Source organism: Anaeromassilibacillus sp. An250, from assembly GCF_002159845.1.
Lineage (GTDB): Bacteria > Bacillota > Clostridia > Oscillospirales > Acutalibacteraceae > Anaeromassilibacillus > Anaeromassilibacillus stercoravium.
The window spans coordinates 268,942-292,490 of the sequence record NZ_NFJK01000001.1 but is presented as its reverse complement, the minus strand read 5'-3'; the positions used below and the strand labels follow the sequence as shown (position 1 = coordinate 292,490).

Below are 23,549 nucleotides of genomic sequence, written 5' to 3'. Positions count from 1 at the left end.
AGTGGTACCATTTGTAAACCTTTTTTGTTTGTGTAGTGAATCGTATGTACATAATTGATGTTTTTATCTAAAAATAGTGCAAATAGTAAAACAAAAAAGAGCAATATTCTATAAAATCTATTTGTGGGAATTATTTTGCGTTAGAATACAATCTATAAGATCCTTCAAGTGTGGAAAGGGGAGTATTATGATTGTTGCGCACAAGAGCGCAGATGGACGTTTGCAACCCCTGGAAGAGCATCTGCGCAATGTAGCAGAATACGCAAAACGATTTTCAGAGGTATTTGAAGCGGGAGAATATGCCTATGTCCTTGGCTTGGCCCACGACATTGGAAAATATTCTGCGGAATTTCAGGAGTATCTCTTACACGAGGGAACCGGCGGGGATCATTCCACGGCGGGCGCGAAGGAATTGTTTCGATTACGGATGTTACCGGCGTCGCTATGTGCGGCCGGGCATCATGCGGGACTTCCCGACGGGGGCGGGCCAGGAGATCCGGCAGGGCTCCCCACCTGGCAGGGGCGTCTGAAAAAGCAAGTGCATCCTTATGCAGCGTATCGGCGTGAAATCACTTTGGAGGCGGTATCCCGGCCACCGGAGGCCAATGGGTTCCGAATTGCTTTTTTCACACGCATGCTGTTTTCTGCCCTGGTGGACGCCGACTTTTTGGATACGGAAGCCTTTATGCAGTCTGGCGCTGTGCAGCGAGGCGGATATGCATCGATTTTGTCACTGTTTGATGCCCTAAAGCAATACATAGACCCTTGGCTGCATCCACAGGGGGACGTCAACCCCATCAACCGGAAACGCACGGAGATTTTGAAATGTTGCTTAGAGGCGGGCAAAGGGAAGCGTGGACTGAAAAGCCTGACGGTTCCGACAGGGGGTGGAAAGACGATCGCGTCCTTGGCGTTTGCGCTCCAGCATGCCGTCCAGCATGGGTTGAGCCGTGTGATCTATGTTATCCCCTATACCAGCATCATCGAACAGACCGCTAAGGTCTTTCGCGCAATCGTGGGAGCGGAAAATGTGTTGGAATATCATGCCAATGTCAGCTTTGACCAACAGGGGGACGACGACCGAAAGACAGAGAAACTGCGTCTCTCCGCGGAAAACTGGGATGCTCCGATCATTGTTACCACCAGCGTACAATTTTTTGAATCGCTCTACGCGAACCGGACCTCTCGATGCCGCAAGCTTCACAATATTGCCAATAGTGTCGTCATTTTTGACGAAGCCCAGATGTTGCCTGTGGACTATTTGACGCCCTGTGTGCGGGCCATTTGGGAATTGGTGGAGATGTATGGCATAACGGCGGTGTTGTGCACTGCAACGCAGCCGTCTTTGGGAAAACTGTTTCCGAAGACGGCGAAAATAGAGGAACTTTGTCCCAATACGCAGGAGATGTTCCACTTTTTCCGCCGCACCCAATTGAAACATATCGGAACGCTAACCATAGAAAAATTGGCCGGACAGATGGCTATGCAAACACAGGTTTTGGCCATTGTGAACACGCGTAAACAGGCGGCGGAGCTCTACCAAGCGTTGCCCGCCGGGGGACGGTTTCACCTTTCCACCCTGATGACGCCGTTGATGCGCCGGTGGACGCTCCGCAACATCCGCAGGAGACTGCGGCAAGGGCTTGTGTGCCGTGTTGTTGCCACTTCGTTGATTGAGGCGGGCGTCGACGTGGATTTCCCAACCGTGTTTCGGGCAGAGGCTGGCCTGGATTCCATCATCCAGGCGGCCGGAAGATGCAATCGGGAAGGGAAACGTCCGGTGGATGAGAGCGCGGTCTATATCTTTCGGACCGAAGAACGGATCCCGCCCCGGATGCAGCAAAATGTCAGTATATTTAAAAATGAGATTCAACTAAGCTTTTCCGATGTAGCTTCTTTAGAAGCGATACAGGCTTATTTTGACGCACTTCACAACTTAAAAGGGGATCTGCTCGACCGAAAAAAGATTGTGGACGCCTTTGAGCGGGGGAGAAACGGATGTATGTTGCCATTTGCACAGGTTGCAAAGGAGTTTCGCCTGATTGAAGAGAATACAAAATCTGTCTTTATCCCGTTGGGGCAAAGGGCCAAAAGACTGGCGCAGCGCTTGCAGCAAGGGGAGTGCTCCCGGAGTTTGCTGCGCAAAGCGGGCCGCTATATGGTGAATGTATATGACCAGCACTTTCAGGAGCTTTATCGGGCAAACGATCTCGTTGTGGTTGCGGACGGTCTTGCGGTTTTAACAAATCTTCGACTGTATGACACAAAGGGTACCGGCCTCTCCTTAGAGGCGGATGCGGGAAAAGCCCTGTTTGTGTAGCGTTAAAAGCCATTTTCGCAGGGAGAGAGGTGAGGCATTATTCAGAGAGAAAAGGATGTTTATTTTGGAGAAAGGAGTGAAAGAGATGGCAATTCAAATGGAGGTCTGGGGAAAGTATGCTTGCTTTTCCAGACCCGAAATGAAGGTGGAACGGGTTTCCTATGACGTCATGACTCCGTCGGCGGCACGCGGCATTTTGGAAGCCGTTTATTGGCATCCGGGATTGCGATGGCATATTGACCGCATTCATGTGATCAATCCAATTCAGTTTTCTCAGTTAAAATTTCTATACCCCTTGAAAACACTGGTGTTTCCAGCGTTTTCGCCATCTCGATTTGGCCCTTTTCCCTCATTTTTTCCCTTGCGAGAAGAAATGAGGGAAACTTTTTTCAGGCTGTCCCTACAACCTTATCCAGCAGCCTTGCGGAAGTTCGCTTGGCCTCTCTGGTGGCGTGAGCGTAAATGTTCATTGTGGTACTTACATCAGAATGTCCCAGCAGCTCCTGCACATCCTTGGGTGCTGCCCCGTGAGAGAGAAGGTTGGTCGTATATGTATGCCTCAACAGATGGAAATGAAAGTCATCCATATCCCCGATCTTCTTTCGGGAGTATCGGCATACGCTACTGACCGTTGCAGGGGCTTCATAGGCTCCATCAGGACGCAGGCAAACGAAGGAAACCTGGGTGTAATCTTCCGGGGGTGTCTCTGTCCGGGGCAAGGAATAGACCTCGTAGTATGTGCGGTTCTTTTCCTTGACGATGCGATAGTAGTTTTGAGAGTACAACGGCCCATATTTTATGCTGTTCAGCATTTGCTCCTTTTTGGCTTCCCGCAGGATGGCCGCCAGGGTGTCGCAGAAATCCACAGTACGGATTTTCTTGCGCTTTGTGGGGCCGATCTGCGTTTTCTTCCTTACGGAGTCATACCGCATACTCCGGCGAATGGTGAGACACTGTTCCTTCAGGTCGATGTCCTGCCAGGTCAGCCCGCACACCTCGCCGATACGAAGCCCGGCAAAATAGGCAATCTGGATAGGCAGTAACGCGGGATTATGCTTTTTCTTCAAAAGCTCATTCAGTGCCAAATACTGCTCATGGGAGATTGTCGGCGTTTCAACGGGAAGGTCGCCTGTGCCATCTTCGGTGAACAGCTCATATTCATCGTCTTTGACCCGTTTCACCACATACTGCATCGGGTTGAAGGTAATCAGCCTTTTGGGGAAAACCGCAAACCGGAAGGAGTTTTGAAGCACTGCCGAATACTGGCCCAGCGAGCCTTTGCTCAAAGCCTCAACGGTTTTTCCATCGGGACTTGTTCCTCCGAAGCTCAACAAATCCATATAGCTTTGCAGATGGTCGGAAGTTACCGTCTTGAGCTTGCGCTTACCAATGGGGTGCTTCTTGATACGGGAAACAGTGTTGATGTAGGCCGTCACCGTCCCATCACTCAACGAGCCGGGTTTCAGTTCTTCCTCCACCCACATATCCAGCATATCTCCCAAAGTGATGTTCTTGGCCTGCGCCAGAAACATCTTGGTTTCATAGTCCTCCATCGCCTTACGGAGCAGAGACTCGGTTTCACTCTTGCTTTCCGTTCCCGGAAATTCTTTCTGAACACGGTTGCCGCTGGCATCCTCTACATAAAAGCGATAGTACCACTTCTTTCCTTTCTTTCTTACAGATCCTTTTGCCATAGCAAACTCCTTTCTATGCTGGCAAACGGAACCGTAGTGATGTGTCACCCTGATTATAGCAAAGGGTGGCCAATCTATCAAACATACCGCTTGCTAAATTTCAAGGTTTCAATATTTACTTCACTGCAAGGACCTGATTGCGGTCCAGAAGGTCGCGGCCCTCGTTGATCTGCATGAAACAGCAAATCACATCCACGCGGACAATAGATTTACGCCCAATCCGCAGGACCGGAATTTTTCCCCAATCCACAAGGCGGCGGAGGGTGTTGCGTCCAATGCCGGTATAGTCGGCAGCTTCTTCAATCGTCATGCCGATCTTACCAAAGCCCGCAGGCTGAACAGCGGAGTATCTTTCTGTATGAGTACGCCCGGAAGTCCCGGACGGAATATTCGCATAACAAACAGGCGAATTTGAAGTCATAATTGTTCGCCTCCTTCGAGAACAAAAAAGCAACCGCGCCGATCTGGTTGGAGCCGTTGTAACATACGGCGCACTTCGGCGCGGCTGCCTTGACTTTTCAGTAACTTCAAGCCCGCTGTATTTGCCACGCATCCCCAGCGGTGGGGATATTACAGGCCGCCCCTGGCAGGGCTGTCATAACTCCGCAGCATCGTTCAAGGCGTGTGCCGCAGGGTTCCCCCTCAAGTCTGTGGGAGGTCGTGAGAAAGTATCTTTAACCCCCGCGCTGTCATCGCGCCCGGAGTGCCTGTCCGGGTCTAAGGTATGCGTTGATCGCTCGGATAGCTTGTCCCATCACCTCCTTGAAGCTATCGTCCTGGCGGCGCACCTTATGTCGCTCATCACGCGGGTTTCGTACCTGCAATACCGTATATTCAGTTGTCATGGTTCTGTGAAGGGTGAGGAAAATGTGTCCTTCACCTATCACATTTTTTAAGGCCGTTTGTTAGCTATTTTTGAGTCCCGCTACGAAATTTTTTTGAAATTTTTTTGATTGCCCTGGCAAGCGAACGGGAAACGCTGGCTTTCGTTACTCCTTCGAGCTTTGCAATCTCCGTAACGGACTTTTCCTCGGCACAGTACATCCAAATACGCCGGTACTGCTTGGCGTTCAAAATGCTCCTGAGTTCAGCCAGCCGCCGCTCCGTCAGAGCTTTCTTTACGGCCTGCATATCAGCCTCAATGAGCTTCGAGAAAAATGCATCTTCTGCGGACTGGACTGTACCGATTACATCCAGGCACTCATTCAGATCCATGCGGTTGTCGTTGAAGCTGCGGCCGCTTTTTTCTCTCTCGTGATAATCCTCATCAGACCAGGCTTTCCATTTCAGAAATTCTTCCTCACTGGAAAAGTCGGCGCGGGTGAGCCGGATGTGTCCGCTGACGCTTATGTATATAATGCTGTCCTGATCGTGTTTATTCAGGGCATATTCGCTTTTCTTATCAAACATACTTGTCCTCCATTTCAATTCAGGGGTTGACGGGTGAATTGAAATGGGGGCGGTGGAGATCGGCACCCTACGGAGAACCGCAGGATATGACAAAAAACGCCTGACTGGATATAATCCAGCCAGACGCCATCTGGTGTATTTTGATGCTGCCTTACATCGTATAGTTCATCTTCTTGGGTATAAATCCCCGTTGCCGGGGACAGGCTTTTTTTGGCAGGTAAATTCCTGCCGGATTATGTCGAAACCCTCTGTGCTTCACGGCGGCTCCCTCCTAAAGCCGCCGTAACATTCAGCACAGGGTCGTCATCCTCATAAGGGCATGGAGAACGGCGGCCTTGAAATGTATTTCAAAACCGCCGCCGGGGTAAAAATGCAAATTGCGCGCACAAAGCCACCTGCCCCGCAACGGTTTTTTTCTTTCCCCGTTTAGCGGGGCAGGATAGTTTACTTATTCGGTTTTAGTCTTGTTCGGCTGCCTCTTTCAGCCGCGAAAAGCTCTCATCGCTGATAATGTGTTCAATCCGGCAGGCATCGGCCTCCGCAGTTTTTGGGTCAACACCTGCGGCGATAAGCTGCTCGGTAAAGAAGCAGTGGCGCTCATAGATTTTTTCAGCCACCTCGCGGCCCACATCGGTCAGATGGAGAAAATGATCTTCGTCCATCGTGAGAAAGCCGCCGTCTTTCAAAGTGTTTACTGCCACACATACGCTTGGCTTTGATACTCCCATGTGCCGGGCAACATCCACGGAACGCACCATACCGAGTTTCTTTTGGAGAACGAGAACGCTTTCCAGATAGTCCTCCCCGGACGCATGAAGTTTCATCTTTCATCTCCTTTTCCTTTGTGGCCCGAAGAATAATTCTAACTGCTGTTTATTTTGCAAATTCCAGCCGCCATGCCAACTCACTTCTCCATTTTCAATGAAAATGAAGTAATCACAGCATCTTTCTATCAATTCCGGGTCATGCGTAATAATGAACAATGTTTTTCCCGCTTTTTGCAATTTTCTAAGCACATTTGCGACTTCCTCCATGTGGCGAAAGTCTAATCCGCTGGTCGGTTCATCAAAAATCATGATTTCCCGGCCAGATGCCACAGCGCTGGCTACTGCCACTCGTTGTTGCTGACCACCAGACAAAGACATAGGATGCCGTTCAGTAAATGGCGTCAAATTTAGATCAGATAAAATTTTCTCTGCTATTGGCCGATTTTCTTCTTCGTCTCCATCCATACTCAAAAGAACTTCATCCAACACATCTTCTGTAAAAAGTTGATGGCTTGGATTTTGCATCACCATATAACATTGATTGAGACGTTTTTTTCGTAAGTAAGTTTTCCCCTTTATCGTAATTGCCCCGGATGCCTTTTTTTCCAAACCACATAAGCAACGGGCGAAAGTTGTTTTTCCTGCGCCATTATTGCCTATAACCCCCACAATGCTGCCTTGTGGAATTACAAGATGTTCAACTTTTAACACTAAACTCTCAGCATACGCAAATCGGAAATCGGATAAAATGATTTCGTCTTTGTTCTTTGCTGTAAAAGTGTGATGATTGTGGAATGTCACCGGGTAAAGAGAACGAAGTCCCATACGCGATATTTCATCCGGGGGGATTTTTCGGAAATCAGCTATTGAGAAGTCATTCTCAATCTGTCCGTCTTTCATGTAAAGAACGCGGTCTGCCAAATCCATTAAATAACTTAGTCTGTGTTCAGCAATTAAAATAGTTTTGCCTTGATTTTTCCAAAGTGTAATAACTTCTGCAAGTTCACGAATAGATTTTATATCCAGATTGGAAGATGGTTCATCTAATACAAAAACCTCCGGCTCCATCATGGCTGCCGACGCACAAGCTATTTTTTGCTTTTCTCCTCCTGAAAGCGCAAAGATACTTCTGTCCATCAACGTTTCAATATGCAGCTCCGCCACTGTTCTTTTCATCCGGGCGATAATCTCATTTTCCGCTATCCCCAAGTTTTCACATCCGAAAGCCAATTCAGAATTTGTATCAACGGCAAAAAACTGACTCCGTGGATTTTGAAATACCGAGCCTGTCAGAGAAGCAATTTCGTACAACGGTTTTTCTACAATACTTTTCCCATCAATAAAAACGCTCCCCTCAAGCCGTCCCTCATAATAGCTTGGTATAAGTCCGTTTAACAGCCTGGTCAATGTGGTTTTCCCACAGCCTGACTCACCGCAGAGCAGGACAACCTGACCGTCCGGAATCGTAAAATTGATGTTATGAAGCTGCCCGGCATGATCGCCGTTTTCATAGGCAAAAGAAACATTTTGAAATTCAATCATGCCAACACCCCCAGCAGTCCAATTTTCCGTAAGATGGTCAGAATAAAAAGCACAGCACAAAATGTAATGAGAACTATATCTAATGCCTTAAACCCGATCTTGCAGATATTAGTACGACGTACTGGCGCTCCAAGTCCGCGGGTTAAAGCCGCCGCAGACAATTCCTCACCAATTTTAATAGAGCAAATCATCATCGGGACAAACCGATATTCCAGCATTTTGACAGTTTTCTTCCCGCCAAACCGAATCCCCCGCATCCGCATAGCGTCACCAATCGCATGGTATTCCTCGCCCACTGTGGGGAAAAAGCGGAACATAACAGACAGAGGAATAATCAGCTTTTCCGTCAAATGAATACGTTGCATGGCGGCTACAAGCTCACTGACTGTTGTTGTACGAACGGTGTAATATCCCATTGCCAGTCCTGGCAACACACGGGAAATAAAGCCGCACAAAAAGAGCAAAACAAAATTTGTAGCCCCGGTAGTCACAGGCACAACAAACTGTTCCCCAAGATAGCAGGTCACATAAATGATCACGCAAACGAGAGCCGCTTTCTTTTTTCCAAAACAGAAAAGTAGCAGAATGGGGATAGCGGTCAGCATTGGCTTTGTAACCAACGCAAGACCGCCGCCCTCGCCGCCGAGAACCAAAAAGCAAATAGTAATCAACACGATTAGTTTTGTGCGCGGATCGAGAGTAACTCCCTTTGATTTTTTTGAGGCACTCAGCAATTCCCAGGACATTATGCTATTCCTGCTTTCTTGAAATGCTTTTTCAACAGGCTCTTTCCAATCAAACCACCCACAAGTCCGCTGATAAAGCAAACGATTAACAGCACAACCGCCATCCAATTTGGCAGGTAAGTTTGAATCGTATCGGCCCATGCCTGACCATAGCTTTCAACTGCGTGCTGAAAGTAAGCCTCTCTGGTTACAAATACCGCCATATAGTTGCCGATATACCAAAGGCTGAATACTCCATTTGTTACGATACTCATTTTTGCGCTGGAATATCTTCCAGCTTTCCATACAAGGTCAGCCAAAAGTCCAGCAATTACTCCTGTAATAAGGCTCCAATATCCCATACCAGTCAAAAGCATGACAAGGCCCATCAAAATGCCCATAATGGTAATCATGCCAAATTTTTTTGTTTTCGTCAGAAAGAGCATAAAGGGGATGCCTCCGACAATCGGGCAGATAATCGTCATTAGCGGATACATAATTGGAATCAGGCTTAAAAAAGCCAGCGCACAGGTAATGACAAGATAGATGGCTGAATAAATGCCAACTGTAACAAGGTCTTTTGCTCCAATCCGAGCCGTTTTCGTATTCATAGTAATCAATCCTCCTGACTTTTTGTGTTTATTGTCCATGTTTGACTATTATAACCGTCGCTATACTCCAAAAGTTAAGCCGTCGAAAAGCTGCAATGCATGCTCTCTGAAGGAACTTTGCTTGCCCAAGCTTTGTGGAAGGCGCTCCGCAAAAACCTACATAGAATCCAATTTACAGGGGGAAGAACCATGAGAAAACTGCTCAACACCCTGTTTGTGACTTCACCGGACACCTATTTGGCGCTCGACGGAGAAAATGTAGTGGTCTACCGGGAAGAGGAAACCGTATTGCGCGTTCCTTTGCATACACTAGAACAGATCTTATATTTCGGCTATAAGGGAGCAAGCCCTGCGTTGATGGGGGCATGTACTGATCGGGGAATCCGTTTGGCCTTTCTAACCCCCAATGGCCGCTTTTTAGCTGCGGCATGCGGAAAAGCTCAGGGAAATGTTTTATTGCGCATCCAACAGGTGCGTGTCTCGGACGACCCGGTCACGCGGACCCGTTATGCGAGAAACTTTGTTTTTGGAAAAGTGTTTAATAGCCGTTGGGTTTTAGAACGTACAACGCGTGACCACGCGATGCGCGTGGATGTTGCCGGTCTAAAACAAGTTTCGAAACAAATGAGTGATTTATTGCCCTCCATACGGGAATGCACCAGCGATGAACAACTGCGTGGATTCGAGGGGGCTGCGGCGGAACAATACTTCCGTGTATTCGATCAGTGCATCTTACAAAACAAAAAGGCCTTCTATTTTCATGGAAGGAACCGCCGCCCGCCGCTGGACAATGTCAATGCGCTGCTTTCGTTTGTATACACATTGTTGGCCAATGATTGCTGCGCTGCCTTGGAAGCGGTTGGATTGGACCCATACATTGGATTTTTGCACCGGGAGAGGCCCGGCAGAACCTCCTTGGCATTGGACTTAATGGAAGAACTGCGCAGCATTTTTGCAGATCGCTTTGTGCTGTCTCTGATTAACAATCGTGTGATCATAGAAAAAGGGTTCTATCAACAGGAGACGGGAGCTGTTCGAATGGATGATGAAACGCGAAAAGCCGTACTAACTGGATGGCAGACAAAAAAGCAGGAACAGATTCAGCATCCATTTTTGCAGGAAAAAATTCCATGGGGATTAGTCCCCTATGTGCAGGCAATGCTGCTCAATCGTTGCTTGCGTGGGGATTTGGACGAATACCCACCGTTTTTGTGGAAATGAGGAAATGCTATGTTGGTCTTAATCACTTATGATGTCAATACAGAAACAGCGGCAGGCAGGAAACGGCTTCGAAAAGTCGCAAAACAGTGTGTGAACTACGGCCAACGGGTTCAAAATTCGGTTTTTGAATGTATTTTGGATGCCGCACAGTGCTTCCAAGTGAAGCACATCTTAGAGCAGATCATCGATCCAAAACAGGACAGTCTACGCTTTTATTACTTGGGAAACAATTATAAAACGAAAGTGGAACATATAGGAGCAAAACCCACGTATGAAGCGGAAGGTGTTCTTATGGTTTAGGAAAGTGCGAACCGGAAGCGCACAGACAAGTCCAAGGGGGTTCGCACGGAATTTGAGATGATTTTCTTATAGCAGAGGAGGCGATATTTCTATATCGAATGGATCGGTGTTAGATTATAGGATAGATTGTACAATCGATAGATGTACAAATGTGATATAATTGTTTGTATTTGCTGTCACCCTCCGTGTGGAGGGTGTGGATTGAAATCTCTAACCTTGGCGGTGTTTCTGCACAGAGATTGTCACCCTCCGTGTGGAGGGTGTGGATTGAAATGGAAAATTGAAAGGAGCGTTAACCATGAAAAAGATGTCACCCTCCGTGTGGAGGGTGTGGATTGAAATTGGCATGCTGGGTAATATGCAAAGCGAAAGCACCAGTCACCCTCCGTGTGGAGGGTGTGGATTGAAATAGGTAACACAAAGTCATCAATCGTCCAAACACCTGTCACCCTCCGTGTGGAGGGTGTGGATTGAAATCAGAAATGTCCATCAGGTGTCCTCCTCTCCCTCCGTCACCCTCCGTGTGGAGGGTGTGGATTGAAATTTGGTCGTTGTTTGGTCATTATTTGTGCTCAAAGTCACCCTCCGTGTGGAGGGTGTGGATTGAAATGCTTTAAACCCCGCAAAACTGGCACTAACTTTTAGTCACCCTCCGTGTGGAGGGTGTGGATTGAAATTATATCTGCTATAGCCTGAAACACCGGATAAAACTGCGTCACCCTCCGTGTGGAGGGTGTGGATTGAAATACCATATCAATTGTCAATTCAATAGGAAAATAAAGCGTCACCCTCCGTGTGGAGGGTGTGGATTGAAATAAAATATCTGGCAGGCTATTGTAGATCTACCTGCAAGTCACCCTCCGTGTGGAGGGTGTGGATTGAAATTCTCCGGGCGGTTGTTTGCCCTGCTGGAGTATGGTCACCCTCCGTGTGGAGGGTGTGGATTGAAATTGGAGGAAACAGTACGGAGGAGTGTAATGGATATAGTCACCCTCCGTGTGGAGGGTGTGGATTGAAATCCAAATTCTTTTTTTCCACTCTTGTGTAGTCATGTCACCCTCCGTGTGGAGGGTGTGGATTGAAATTTGTTTGATTTCTGTAATCTCTCGCGTCCCCTCTAGTCACCCTCCGTGTGGAGGGTGTGGATTGAAATTAACGTTGCTAAAACTTTGGAAAATATGGAGCTGGTCACCCTCCGTGTGGAGGGTGTGGATTGAAATCGTTTCCTGTGGTTATATTATATAACTCCTTATGTCACCCTCCGTGTGGAGGGTGTGGATTGAAATCAGGATCAGTGCGCGAGTGAGCAGTGCGCGTAAGTCACCCTCCGTGTGGAGGGTGTGGATTGAAATCTGACCAATATGCCTGTTCCCCTATGGCATTTTGTCACCCTCCGTGTGGAGGGTGTGGATTGAAATAAGTATGTTGTGTCTTGTCGCTGCTATGCTGGTGTCACCCTCCGTGTGGAGGGTGTGGATTGAAATCGGACAGCAGCAAAGTCTTACGGGAAGTAAACTGTCACCCTCCGTGTGGAGGGTGTGGATTGAAATTCTCCGGGCGGCTGTTTGCCCTGCTGGAGTATGTGTCACCCTCCGTGTGGAGGGTGTGGATTGAAATCCTCGCAGGATTGCATAGCGTAGCAAGCGCTCCGTCACCCTCCGTGTGGAGGGTGTGGATTGAAATTGAGGTGGCAAAAACGATCGCCGACCGGGTAAACGTCACCCTCCGTGTGGAGGGTGTGGATTGAAATCGTATACTGCACGCAAAGCCGTTGCGAAAGTACGGTCACCCTCCGTGTGGAGGGTGTGGATTGAAATCTGCTACCACTTCAAAGTGCTCCGTTCTTTCTACGGTCACCCTCCGTGTGGAGGGTGTGGGTTGAAATACCTGTCCGATGTTTACCCTGACAGATCCCTTGACCATTCTCTATACGGAAAGCGCGGCTGAAACACACTATGGACGAAGTTTATTGATAAGATTTTGCTGGGAGTGTCCGTGTATAAGTGTGATAGGTGAGAGGTTGACACAGTCCTCCTTTTTGCGATAAGATTAAACAATATAAAGTGGTTTGCAACCAAAGCAACACAATTGCATGGGAGGTGGCAGTATGCGAACGATTTGCGGAGTAGCAGCATCCAAGGGAATCGCAATCGGAAAGCTCTGCATCCGGCAGAATCCTGCAGAGATGAAAAACATGCCGCCTGCTGCCGATGCAAACATTGAGATTCAGCGCCTGTATGCTGCGCGCACGGCAGCAGAGCGGAAGATCAACAAGCTCTATCGCCAAGCGCTACATAAATTTGGAGCCGAAGATTCGTTGATTTTTAAAAGTCATATTATGCTCTTGGAAGATCATGAATTTTTTGATCATATCCAAAGCCACATTCTTCACGATCATATGACAGCAGAGTCGGCCGTTTATATGACCGCCCAGCATTTTTATCAGTTTTTTTCTGAGATGGAAGACGAGTACATGCGGGCGCGTGACACGGATATTCGGGATGTCGCTAGGCATTTGCTGCGCTATTTAAATCCGGATTACGCAGAACAGTTGAATGGAATGCGGGAAAAGGGAATTGTAGCTGTGGAAGAGCTCTTACCAAGCGAGGCGGTTACATTTAATCGCAGAAAAGTGCTTGCTTTTTTATCGAAAAGCGGTTCCCGTTACTCGCATGCCGCAATCCTTTTGCGTAATGCAGGGATCCCCTATGTGGTTGGCTTGGAGGATTCCTATCAATCTTTGGTCCAGGCAGAGACCGTGGTTGTGGATGGTTTTACAGGCGACGTCGTTTTAAATCCAGATACTATGGCGCTGAGAGAATATGGCGAAAAGCAATATGAATACTTTTTGCATTTGCATGCGCTTCATGAATTGCGCGGCTGTCCCTCTGTGACGCGGGATGGCTATCGCATCGACATCCATGCCAATATTGGGCATGTGGAAGATGTGCAGCAGGTTTTGGACAATGACGCCGATGGAATCGGCCTACTGCGTACAGAGTTCCTTTATTTGGGGAACAATATGGATTGTTCCGAAGAGGGGCAGTTCCAAGCCTATAAAAAAGTTCTGGAAAAGATGCAGGGGAAGCGCGTGGTCATCCGGACACTCGATGTCAGCGAAGAGCCGGAGATCAGCCAGTGGCGCTATGGAGACCGCGTCAATCCTGCTATGGGGTTTCGGGCGATACGCTTCAGCTTGCGCCGGCCGGATTTGTTTTTGACACAGCTTCGGGCAATTTTGCGGGCGTCCGTCTATGGGAAAGCTGCGGTTCTATTTCCGGTTGTGACATCCGAAGAGGAGGTTATAAAGGCGAAAGCATTGTTGCAACAAGCACGTGCGTCGTTGGAAGCAGAAGGAGTTCCGGTGGCTGACAAGATTGAAATAGGGATTATGATCGAAACACCGGCCGCGGTTATTCTGAGCGACCGTCTTGCATCGATGGTGGATTTTTTTAGCATTGGAACGAACGATTTGACACAGTACATTCTCGCAACAGACCGAATGAATGATTCGATCGCTTCGTTGTATAATCCACGGCATCCAGCGGTACTTCGCATGATTGATATGACGGTGGCAAACGCCAAGAAGCATGGAATCTGGACAAGCATCTGCGGTGAATCGGCGGCAGATGCGGAACTGTTACGATTTTACCTTGCGATGGGGGTGGAAGAGCTTTCTGTCGCTCCATCTGCGGTGTTGGAATTGCGCCGTATCGTGCGGCAAACAACGCTTGGAAAGCATAAAGATCGGATTATCCAAAAATATTGCAACGGATAGAAAACGATTGGCAGAAAGAGGACGTGGCTTTCATGTCCTTTTTCTATATAGCGTGCGATCATGCGCATCGAGAAAAAGATTCATTACATCCCTGAAATGTGTGCGGAGAGATGGATGGGGTGTGTTTCCATAATAAAATGATAGAGAAAGAATGAGGGTTCAAACGATGGCAAAGACATTGGTATTGGCGGAAAAACCGTCTGTCGGAAGAGAGCTGGCGCGGGTGCTTGGATGCAGGCAGGGCGGCAATGGGTATCTGTCCGGTGGGCAATATATTGTGACATGGGCGTTGGGACATCTTGTGGAGCTGGCTGAACCGGAGGCGTACGGAGAACAGTACAAGACTTGGAGCATGGATACCCTGCCGATGCTGCCGGAAAAAATGGAATTGAAAGTCATTCCTGAAACGAGCAAGCAATATAGCGTTGTAAAAAAATTGTTGCATAGTCCGGAAGTTGGCTCCTTGGTTATTGCAACGGACGCCGGCCGGGAGGGAGAACTGGTCGCACGCTGGATCTTGGAAAAAGCAGGCTTCCATAAGCCAGTCAAACGCCTGTGGATCTCTTCCCAAACGGATCGCGCCATCCGCGAGGGGTTTGCAAACTTAAAGGATGGAAAGGCGTATTATAACCTGTATATGTCGGCCCAGTCCCGTGCAGAAGCGGATTGGCTGGTCGGGCTCAATGTCACCCGCGCGCTGACCTGCAAATTTAACGCACAGCTATCTGCGGGGCGTGTGCAGACGCCGACCTTGGCGTTGCTTGTTCAGCGGGAAGAGGAGATTCGCCGCTTTGTCCCGAAAGACTACTATACAGTTCGCGCTGACCTGGGAAACTTCTTTGTGACTTGGCACAATGGCAAGAATCAGACCGCAATTTCAGACAAGGAGAAGGCAGATGCCATCGCGGAGAAGATCCGAGAAAAGAAGTTTCGCATCACCGAAGTAAAAAAAACATTTGGTTCGACACCGCCACCGATGCTCTATGACCTGACAGAATTGCAGCGCGATGCAAATAAATTGTACCAATACTCCCCCAAGCAGACGTTAAACATCATGCAGCGGCTGTATGAAACCCATAAAGCGCTTACGTATCCCCGCACGGATTCCCGGTATCTGACTGCAGATCTTGTACCGACGCTGCCGGAGCGCCTGCGTGCGGTGAACCACGGGGAGTTTGGCCCCATTGTAGGGGAGATATTCCGTACCCGGAAGAGCATTTCCCATGCGTGCGTCAACAATGCGAAGGTGACCGATCATCATGCGATCATCCCCACGGAGGAGCAGGTCAATTTGCTCAGCTTGAACCAGGAAGAGAGAAGGATCTATACGCTGGTCGTCAAACGGTTCCTGACCTGTTTCTATCCGAGCTATGACTTTAAGAAAATCCGTGTGGAATTGACCGCTGAGGGCGAGTCGTTTTCTGCGGCCGGCCGTGAGATTATCGAGCTGGGGTGGAAAAAGGTCGAAAAAGGCATCGAAGAGGACGAAGAAGAAGCCGCAGAGCAGGTGCTTCCAAACCTGCGCCAAGGGGATTCCTTTGTGTGTAAAAACATCCAACTCAAAGCGCAGAAAACCGCTCCGCCTGCCCGCTATACAGAGGCGACGCTCCTTTCCGCTATGGAGAATCCTTCAAAGTTCATCGAGGATAAAAAGATGAAGGAATATATCGGCGGCGGACTGGGAACGCCTGCTACCCGCGCGGACATCATTGAAAAGCTGTTCAGTTCCTTTTATGTAGAGAAGAGAGGGAATTCGCTGGTTCCAACGTCGAAAGGCATGCAACTGATCGGCCTTGTGCCGCCGGATCTGAAGGAACCTCTTCTCACAGCGCGCTGGGAACAGCGGTTGGAAGGGATCAGCCAGGGCAAAGAAAATCGGGGTGCTTTTATCAAAGAGATCAAGGGATACGCGACCGCTTTGGTCAAAACGGTTGCCAATAGCGAGGCGACCTATGTGCACGAAAACATGACCCAGAAGATATGCCCGGAGTGCGGAAAGCATCTGCTGATGGTCAACACCAAAAAAGGCAAAATGTTGGTATGCCAGGACCGGGAATGCGGCTATCGCCGCAATGTTGTGACGGAGACGCGGGTGCGCTGCCCCAATTGCCATAAGTTTATGGAACTCTTTGGCGAGGGGGACAATAAGACATTCGCATGCCGCTGCGGTTTCCGCTCCAAGGCGGATAAGTTTTTTGAAAGCCGGGAAAAGCGGTCCAGTGCATCGAAACGGGATGTACAACAGTATTTGAGAAATCAAAACCAGAAGAAAGATCCAGGCGTCAGTGCATTTGCAGCCGCGTGGGCGAAGAGCTTAGAAGCGGCGAAGAAAAAAGGATCAGAATGAGCATGTGGATTCGCACAAAAACATTCTGGAAATCCTTGTTATTTCATGTGTAATATTTTATAATAAGAATAGAGGGTACAACAAATTTTTGGAAGCTTCATTCTACATCACAGGGAGGGCGTTTCGATGAAACCGTTTGTGATTACAGTCGCGCGCGGATATGGAAGCGGTGGCAAGACAATCGGCAAAATGTTGGCGGAGGATCTGGGCGTCAAATATTACGATATGGAGTTGTTGCGGCTTGCATCCGACGAAAGTGGGATCAATGAGCACCTTTTTGCAGAGGTGGATGAGAAGCTCAAAACGCCGCGTCTGTTTAAGCCGCGTAAAAGTGCGTACACAGGCGAAGTGATTCCCCCAGATAGCGAAGATTTTGTTTCCGATCAGAATTTATTTAATTATCAGGCAAAGGTGATCCGCGATTTAGCGGAGAAAGAATCCTGTGTGATTATTGGGCGGTGCGCAGATTTTGTATTAAAAGACTACAAAAACGTTGTGCGCGTATACGTACACGCCCCGTTTGACTATTGCGTAGAAAAGACCATGATGGTTCATGGAAATATGGACGAAGAGGAGGCCAAACGGTATATCCGCAAAGTGGACAAACGCCGTGGGGATTACTATCTCTATTTTACTGGACGCGATTGGCATAATGCAGATAACTACGACCTTTGCCTCAACAGCAGCGACCTTGGCTGGGAAAAATGTGTGGCGCTAGTAAAGGCTTATATGGAGATTAAACTCGGCGATTAAAGGCGCCGTTCGTTGTAAAAAGCTCCCCTCGGATTCTTTCTTGAGAATCCGAGGGGAGCTTTTATAGATGTTGAATGGCAAAGGCCTTTCCATATTTCCAGGGGGAGGCCAAGGATTCCGTCCTCTCCTGGAAAACAGATATCCCTTTGACGCGGTTTTAAATGGGCAATCGCTTTAAAATGCCTCACGATGGCGCTGATGGCGAAGTTCCCGGCGTTTTTCACCGGCTTCCCATTCGGCACGATCTTGGAAATTCTCCAGAATCAGCCCGGGAACAGCGGTAGGGTTGCCCTGGTCATCCAAGGCGACTTCCACCAGATAGGCGGTGTTTACAAGTTTTCGCTCCCCGGAGAGGCTTTCCACAAAACTATCGACGCGCACTTCCATAGAGGTACGCCCGACGTAGGTGATTTTCCCATGCAGGACGACTGTACTGTTCGCATAAACCGCTTCTTTAAATTGGAGATTATCAATTGCGGCGGTTGTGACATTCCGATTGGAATGTCGCCGCGCGACGATTCCGCCTACAACATCAATCCAGGCGGCCAGCTGTCCGCCGAATACGCGGCCAGCCCCATTCAAATGGTTAGGCATGATGGCTTGTACCTGTTCGACTTCAGAGTCTGCCACACGTTTTGCAGGGATGTTGGATTCCATAGGATCATTCCTTTAAACATGATTTTGGAGTGCAGGATTTTGAATAGGTGTGGATCTGTTGGCGCCAAGGCCCTTTTGAAGGCCACACTTGCACAGAATACCAATCACAAAAAATTTACGATTTACCTGGATTCCAAGATTTTCTTTTCTAATTATAACGTAAAATGCCCGGTTCTGTAAAGCTGGTTTGTACAAGAGGCTGAAAGAATGAACAAAAGATTGCAATCAGCCTGGTAGAGGTAACAGGATTGTAGTTGCACCAGGTAGTTTTTGTAGCTATAATGGTTCCTATGCAGAAAGGAGGCGGTGAGATGCCGGAAGAGTCTTGTTGCGCCATCCTTGTCGCGGCGGGAAACTCCAGCCGCATGGGGATGGGAATGTCCAAGCAGTTCCTTTTGTTGGGGGGGAAGCCGGTTATTGTACATACGCTGCTTGCCTTTGAGCGGGCGGCGAGCATTTCCAGCATCGTTGTAGTTTGCCGCCCGGAGGATCAGGCAGCTGTACAGTGTTTAGCGGATCAGCATGCAATTGGAAAGTTGTGCGCCGTTGTAGCGGGGGGAGCGACCCGGCAGCGCTCTGTCGCTGCGGGACTGGCTGCCGTACCAAAGGAAACGGAGTATTTGGCTATTCATGATGGGGCGCGTCCGCTGATTCGCCCTGAGGAGATCGACGCCACCGTACAGGATGCCCGGACTTATGGAGCTGCCGCGCTTTGCACGTTGGTGAAAGATACGATTAAAATGCAGAATACGGATGGATTTGTTTGTTCTACGCCGGATCGCAGCTCCCTGCGCGCGGTGCAGACTCCGCAGGTTTTTGAACGGGGTCTCTACGAACAGGCGATGCAAGTTGCAGCGCAAGAAGGCGCGGATTATACGGACGACTGCCAACTGGTGGAGCATTTGGGAAAAATGGTCCATTTGGTCACCGGCGGTTATACAAATATCAAGATTACAACCCCGGAGGACCTCCCTGCGGCGGAGGCGCTCCTCAAGAAAGAAAGGGGCGATCCTATGCGAATTGGGCACGGCTACGATGTCCACCGGCTGGTGCCCGGCCGGAAACTGGTTTTGGGTGGTGTTGAAATCCCTTATGATAAAGGCCTTTTGGGGCATTCGGATGCCGATGTATTGACCCATGCCGTGATGGATGCGTTGCTGGGAGCAGCGGCGCTGGGCGATATTGGAACATGGTTCCCGGACACAGACCCAGCTTACAGCGGCGCAGACAGCTTGGCGCTGCTGCGGCAGGTGGTCCATATCTTGCAGAAACACGGCTGCCGGATTGTAAATATCGACGCGACGGTTTTGGCCCAGGAACCAAAGCTCAAGCCTTATATTGAGATGATGCGCAGCCGTTTGGCTGAGGCGAGTGGAATGGAACTTGGGCAGGTTAGCGTGAAGGCTACAACGGAAGAAGGGCTCGGATTTACAGGGGAAAAGCAGGGGATCGCCGCTCATGCGGTGTGCTTGTTGGAAAAATAAAGGGGCAGGTTGTTCTTTCTAAGGAAATAGTCAAAGGGCTTGTTTGTAGCATACTCTGGTAATAAAAACAGAGAGGTGATACTTGTGGGCAAGCCTATGCTTATGGTTAGCTCCATCACATACGCGATGAAGGGGCGAGACCTGCTTTTTCAACACGGGATCAAGTCCTATGTAGAGAGAACACCGCACAGCAATGAAAACGCTGGATGCGGATACAGTATATATGTCCCCAACCGCACCGACGAGGCGGAGGCCATTTTGACACGAGCTGGCATTCGGGTCCTGGGCCGGACGGAAAGGGAGGACGTGGGATGATTTATTTCGATAACGCCGCGACCACCTACCCAAAGCCGCCGCAGGTGATTCGTGCAGTTGACGAAGCGATGCGAAAATACGGGGCAAATCCAGGCCGGGCAGGCCATACGATGTCCATGGAGACAGCGGAAGAGCTGTACCGGTGCCGGACGGCTGTGGCAGAATTTTTCCACGCGCCAGGCCCAGAGTGCGTAGTGTTTACACTCAATTGTACGCAAGCGATCAATTTCGTCTTAAAAGGTGTGTTAAAATCCGGGGATCATGTGGTCACCTCCAATTTGGAGCACAATGCCGTCATGCGCCCTCTCCAAGCGCTCCAAAAGAGGGGCGTCACTTATACAGAGGCGCAGGTAGTCCCTGGGGATAACGACGCTACGGTAGACGCCTTCCGGAAGGCACTGCGCGCCAATACCAAATTGATCGTCTGCACGCATGTTTCCAATGTGTGGGGCATTCGTCTGCCCATTGAGCGTTTAGCTGCACTGGGGCACGAGTATGGGGTCCCGATTGCTGTGGATTGCGCACAAAGCGCGGGCGTGCTGCCGGTTGATATGCAGGAGTTTCAATTCGACTATCTCTGTGTGGCTGCCCATAAAGGGCTCTATGCCCCCATGGGGACGGGAATTTTGATTACACCGCATGGGGCGTCCATGGAAACGTTGATGGAAGGCGGGACCGGGACGGCATCCATCTCATTGGAGCAACCGGAGACCATGCCCGACCGCCTGGAAAGTGGGACCATCAACATCCCGGGGATTGCCGGGATACGTGCAGGGATTTCTTTTGTGAAAAGCAAGGGGATTGAACGGATCTACCGGCATGAGCTGGGGCTGATCCAGGCATTATACCGAAGCCTATCCAAGATGGAAGGGGTTCAGCTTTACACACCGGAGCCTGTGGAGCCGTACTTTGCCCCTGTGCTTTCCTTCAATATAAAGGAGGCCAACAGCGAGGCTGTAGCGCAGAGGTTAAATGCGGCGGGGATCGCCGTCCGTGCGGGGTTGCACTGTGCGCCTAGGGCTCACGAGAGCTTTGGGACTTTGCAGCAGGGGGCTGTGCGTGTATGCCCGTCCGCCTTTAATAATATGAATGAGATCCGTGCGTTCTCCAACACGGTTATGAAAATTCATAGAAAATAGGGGAAAAGCATTTGCATATCCCATTAATTGTGATAATATTATATTGGATATTTTTATTATATGAAGGCATACGAACGTTAAAAATAGATTGAGAGCTTGTGAAAAGCGGAAGATAGTGGGTGCAAGAGAATATGGATTTTATTACCGGGCTTTGGGATACATTTGTTGCGTTGATCCATACTTTCAGTTTGAGCGACGCATTGGATGTATTGCTGGTCTCCTTTATTATTTATAATGGAATTAAGTTGATCCGCGAAACACGGGCAGAGCAACTGGTCAAGGGAATCATCATCCTGATGGGGGTCTATGCTGCCTCTGTTGTGATCCATTTGAACATGATGAGGACCTTATTGGATTATTTTTTCAATTTTACCATTATTGCCCTGTTGGTGATCTTTCAGCCAGAAATTCGCCGTGCGTTGGAGCAAATTGGCCGCAGCAAATTGGGTGGGAAATATTGGTTCCAGATCTCTTCGGAGGAAGCGGAAAAAGCCCTGCAGAAAAAACGGAAATGCCTTAACGCAGTCGTGGAAGCGTCTGGCAAATTTCAGAAATCCAAAACAGGCGCTTTGATGGTGTTCGAAATGCAAACAAAGCTTGGCGACATCATTGACACAGGTACAATTGTCAACGCGGAGCCTTCGGTGCCGCTGATTGGCAACATCTTTTGGAATAAAGCGCCGTTACATGACGGGGCGATGGTGATCCGTGACGGAGTGATCTATGCCGCTGGCTGTATCCTTCCACTGACCAAAAGCGATACCGTCAGCGTCGATCTTGGCACCCGCCACCGCGCTGCGATCGGAATGAGTGAAAACTCCGATGCGGTCGTCGTGGTCGTATCCGAAGAAACCGGACAGATCTCCATTGCGGTCAATGGGGTTTTGACGCGGAATTATACGCGTGAAACGTTGCAGAGCGCACTGGAAGCGCTTCTTCTGCCGGAAGAAAATGCGAACGGTGAAAAACGTACGAGCAGAATTCCTTCCATTAGGAGGGGAAGAAAATCATGAACCATAAAAAATTTAGCTTAGGAAGTTTATTCTATAACAATAAATTTGTTTTGATTTTCTCTGTATTTGTCGCGCTGGTCATTTGGGTTGTTTTTGCCACGCGCAATACCGAGGAAATCCCACGTACTGTGACAGATGTGCCGATTGTCGTCAATTTGTCGGACTCGGCTCAGCAGTCGGGTCTAAAAGTGTTTAGCCCCATCAACGCCAAGGCAAAAGTGGCGATCAAAGGGAACAGCCTGACCGTCAACCAGGTTAAAAATACCGATTTGCAGATTGAAGCGAAACAGGCAGCGTCTTTGACCGGTCCAGTAAGCAACTACAAATTGGAGCTTTCCGCCACCAAATTGGGGAATCTCTCCAACTATGAGGTGGTTTCGATTGAACCTTCCAGCATTTTAGTCACTGTGGATTACTACAGCGAAAAGGTATTCAATATTGATACCAGCCAGATTACGCCGCCTGTAGACCCGCAGTACTATTTGAATACGCCGACCCTTTCTAGCGATAGCGTGACGGTTTCCGGCCCAAAACAAGAGGTCGATCAGGTCGCAAAGGTGACCATCCCTTATGAGCAGGACAAGACGCCTTTGACAGAGACCAAACATTTTACAGGCCGGCTGGTAATGCTAGATGCAGATGGAAATGAAATTAAGAGCGATAATCTTACTTTGAGCATGGAATCGGTCGAAGTCACATGCAATGTGTTGTACCGAAAGGTTTTGCCCTTACAGGTGGAATTCTCGGGGAGACCGAGCAACCTTACCGGCTTTGAAAGCCGCGTGACCGTCGAACCAAAGGAAATCGAAGTGGCTGGGCCAGAGGATGCGTTTGCAAATATTTCCGAGCTCACGTTGCCCGCCATTGATTTTTCGACGATCAGCCCCACAAGCAATGAATTTGATGTGGATGTCAGTTTGCCGACGGGATTTAAAAACGTCAGTAATATTTATACGGCCAAAGTGAGCATCGATTTGGACACTTTTACAACCCGGACTGTTTCCCTCAACCCGGAGACGATTACCTTCAAGAATCTTCCCGCGGGATACGAAGCGGCCGTATATACGCAGAGTCTCAGCGTGACCGCTGTCGGCCCGCCGGATGAAATTGAGGCGTTTACGGAAAACAATCTGGTGGCTCAGATTGATATGACTGGTAAAGAGCAATTTACCGGTCAGACGGAAGTCCCTGTCACGATTTCCGTAACGGGCGCACCCAATTCCTGGGTGTATGGCAGCTATATGGTCAATATTGGTGTGAGCGCAAAAATGGAATAACAAGCGATATGCAAGGACCTATGAAAAGGAGCAAGCCTGTTTGACGGCAGGTTGCTCCTTTTCTCTGCTTTCCTGAAAAGTCCAGAACCGTTTGGAAAAGTATTTGGGAGCACAGGCCATGGGTATTGAATAAGAATTGCCAAAATGGTACAATAAAACTCTGTAAAATGATCGTTTGCTTTCATGACGAGAGGTC

19 protein-coding genes, 1 pseudogene and 1 CRISPR repeat array are annotated in these 23,549 nt (G+C 49.0%); of the genes and pseudogenes, 12 read left to right on the top strand and 8 right to left on the bottom strand.

Translation table 11 applies throughout. The annotated features are described in order from the left end of the window. The first annotated feature begins 187 nt into the window (after positions 1 to 187). Both B5F54_RS01425 and cas5c read left to right on the top strand, forming a co-directional pair. The gene (locus tag B5F54_RS01425) at positions 188 to 2,320 is read left to right on the top strand and encodes a CRISPR-associated helicase/endonuclease Cas3 (RefSeq protein WP_087229424.1); all 2,133 of its coding nucleotides are present in this window, start codon (positions 188 to 190) and stop codon (positions 2,318 to 2,320) included. Between the two features lie 85 nt (positions 2,321 to 2,405). Further along, positions 2,406 to 2,603, top strand: a pseudogene (gene cas5c, locus B5F54_RS01420) (type I-C CRISPR-associated protein Cas5c); the annotation flags it as partial. 106 nt (positions 2,604 to 2,709) lie between these two features. Here the strand turns inward: cas5c and B5F54_RS01415 are convergent. The 7 genes from B5F54_RS01415 to B5F54_RS01385 all read right to left on the bottom strand — a co-directional run bounded on the left by B5F54_RS01415 (position 2,710) and on the right by B5F54_RS01385 (position 9,069). Further along, a complete protein-coding gene (locus B5F54_RS01415; protein ID WP_087229421.1) occupies positions 2,710 to 4,014 on the bottom strand; it encodes a tyrosine-type recombinase/integrase in 1,305 nt (434 codons plus the stop codon). A 115-nt stretch (positions 4,015 to 4,129) separates the two neighbouring features. After that, positions 4,130 to 4,435 carry a helix-turn-helix domain-containing protein gene (locus tag B5F54_RS18365; protein ID WP_084730545.1) on the bottom strand — a complete coding sequence of 102 codons (306 nt, stop codon included), beginning with the start codon at positions 4,433 to 4,435 and terminating at the stop codon, positions 4,130 to 4,132. Positions 4,436 to 4,923: 488 nt separating this feature from the next. Beyond that, the gene (locus B5F54_RS01405) at positions 4,924 to 5,424 is read right to left on the bottom strand and encodes a sigma-70 family RNA polymerase sigma factor (RefSeq protein WP_087229418.1); all 501 of its coding nucleotides are present in this window, start codon (positions 5,422 to 5,424) and stop codon (positions 4,924 to 4,926) included. A 458-nt stretch (positions 5,425 to 5,882) separates the two neighbouring features. Further along, positions 5,883 to 6,248, bottom strand: coding sequence for a metal-dependent transcriptional regulator (locus tag B5F54_RS01400; RefSeq protein WP_087229415.1), 366 nt, complete (start codon positions 6,246 to 6,248; stop codon positions 5,883 to 5,885). A 3-nt stretch (positions 6,249 to 6,251) separates the two neighbouring features. Further along, entirely contained in the window at positions 6,252 to 7,733 is a 1,482-nt protein-coding gene (locus tag B5F54_RS01395; RefSeq protein WP_087229412.1) for an ABC transporter ATP-binding protein, read from the bottom strand. Continuing rightward, positions 7,730 to 8,479 (bottom strand): energy-coupling factor transporter transmembrane component T, encoded by a 750-nt coding sequence (locus B5F54_RS01390; protein WP_087229409.1) that lies wholly within the window; start codon positions 8,477 to 8,479, stop codon positions 7,730 to 7,732. The genes B5F54_RS01395 and B5F54_RS01390 overlap by 4 nt, the downstream gene beginning before the upstream one ends. After that, positions 8,479 to 9,069: an MptD family putative ECF transporter S component gene (locus B5F54_RS01385; RefSeq protein ID WP_087229406.1), complete on the bottom strand. Its 591-nt coding sequence runs from the start codon at positions 9,067 to 9,069 to the stop codon at positions 8,479 to 8,481. Before B5F54_RS01385 ends, B5F54_RS01390 begins: the two co-directional genes overlap by 1 nt. Before the next feature lie 189 nt (positions 9,070 to 9,258). Here B5F54_RS01385 and cas1c point away from each other — a divergent pair, with 189 nt between their 5' ends. The 5 genes from cas1c to B5F54_RS01355 all read left to right on the top strand — a co-directional run bounded on the left by cas1c (position 9,259) and on the right by B5F54_RS01355 (position 17,468). Further along, positions 9,259 to 10,290, top strand: a complete 1,032-nt coding sequence (gene cas1c, locus B5F54_RS01375) for a type I-C CRISPR-associated endonuclease Cas1c (RefSeq protein ID WP_087229403.1) — start codon at positions 9,259 to 9,261, stop codon at positions 10,288 to 10,290. A gap of 9 nt (positions 10,291 to 10,299) precedes the next feature. Then, the gene (gene cas2 / locus B5F54_RS01370) at positions 10,300 to 10,590 is read left to right on the top strand and encodes a CRISPR-associated endonuclease Cas2 (RefSeq protein WP_087229400.1); all 291 of its coding nucleotides are present in this window, start codon (positions 10,300 to 10,302) and stop codon (positions 10,588 to 10,590) included. A gap of 175 nt (positions 10,591 to 10,765) precedes the next feature. Beyond that, positions 10,766 to 12,475: direct repeats of the CRISPR family, unit length 33 nt; unit sequence GTCACCCTCCGTGTGGAGGGTGTGGATTGAAAT. 222 nt (positions 12,476 to 12,697) lie between these two features. Continuing rightward, positions 12,698 to 14,368: a phosphoenolpyruvate--protein phosphotransferase gene (gene ptsP / locus B5F54_RS01365; protein ID WP_172749494.1), complete on the top strand. Its 1,671-nt coding sequence runs from the start codon at positions 12,698 to 12,700 to the stop codon at positions 14,366 to 14,368. Positions 14,369 to 14,534: 166 nt separating this feature from the next. Next, positions 14,535 to 16,715: a DNA topoisomerase III gene (locus tag B5F54_RS01360; RefSeq protein WP_087229395.1), complete on the top strand. Its 2,181-nt coding sequence runs from the start codon at positions 14,535 to 14,537 to the stop codon at positions 16,713 to 16,715. A gap of 126 nt (positions 16,716 to 16,841) precedes the next feature. Next, the gene (locus B5F54_RS01355; RefSeq protein WP_087229392.1) at positions 16,842 to 17,468 is read left to right on the top strand and encodes a cytidylate kinase-like family protein; all 627 of its coding nucleotides are present in this window, start codon (positions 16,842 to 16,844) and stop codon (positions 17,466 to 17,468) included. Positions 17,469 to 17,642: 174 nt separating this feature from the next. Here B5F54_RS01355 and B5F54_RS01350 read toward each other — a convergent pair whose 3' ends face one another. Next, on the bottom strand, positions 17,643 to 18,125 hold the full coding sequence (locus B5F54_RS01350; protein WP_087229390.1) for an acyl-CoA thioesterase: 483 nt from the start codon (positions 18,123 to 18,125) through the stop codon (positions 17,643 to 17,645). Between the two features lie 311 nt (positions 18,126 to 18,436). Between B5F54_RS01350 and ispD the strand changes: the two genes are divergently transcribed. From ispD to B5F54_RS01325, 5 genes are all read left to right on the top strand, one after another. Beyond that, positions 18,437 to 19,609: a 2-C-methyl-D-erythritol 4-phosphate cytidylyltransferase gene (ispD, locus tag B5F54_RS01345; protein ID WP_207651938.1), complete on the top strand. Its 1,173-nt coding sequence runs from the start codon at positions 18,437 to 18,439 to the stop codon at positions 19,607 to 19,609. Positions 19,610 to 19,705: 96 nt separating this feature from the next. Then, the gene (locus B5F54_RS01340) at positions 19,706 to 19,924 is read left to right on the top strand and encodes a DUF3343 domain-containing protein (protein WP_207738211.1); all 219 of its coding nucleotides are present in this window, start codon (positions 19,706 to 19,708) and stop codon (positions 19,922 to 19,924) included. Beyond that, positions 19,921 to 21,063: an aminotransferase class V-fold PLP-dependent enzyme gene (locus B5F54_RS01335; protein WP_087229384.1), complete on the top strand. Its 1,143-nt coding sequence runs from the start codon at positions 19,921 to 19,923 to the stop codon at positions 21,061 to 21,063. The genes B5F54_RS01340 and B5F54_RS01335 overlap by 4 nt, the downstream gene beginning before the upstream one ends. A gap of 131 nt (positions 21,064 to 21,194) precedes the next feature. After that, the gene (gene cdaA, locus B5F54_RS01330; RefSeq protein WP_087229597.1) at positions 21,195 to 22,076 is read left to right on the top strand and encodes a diadenylate cyclase CdaA; all 882 of its coding nucleotides are present in this window, start codon (positions 21,195 to 21,197) and stop codon (positions 22,074 to 22,076) included. Beyond that, entirely contained in the window at positions 22,073 to 23,353 is a 1,281-nt protein-coding gene (locus B5F54_RS01325) for a CdaR family protein (RefSeq protein ID WP_087229381.1), read from the top strand. The genes cdaA and B5F54_RS01325 overlap by 4 nt, the downstream gene beginning before the upstream one ends. Positions 23,354 to 23,549 lie beyond the last annotated feature (196 nt).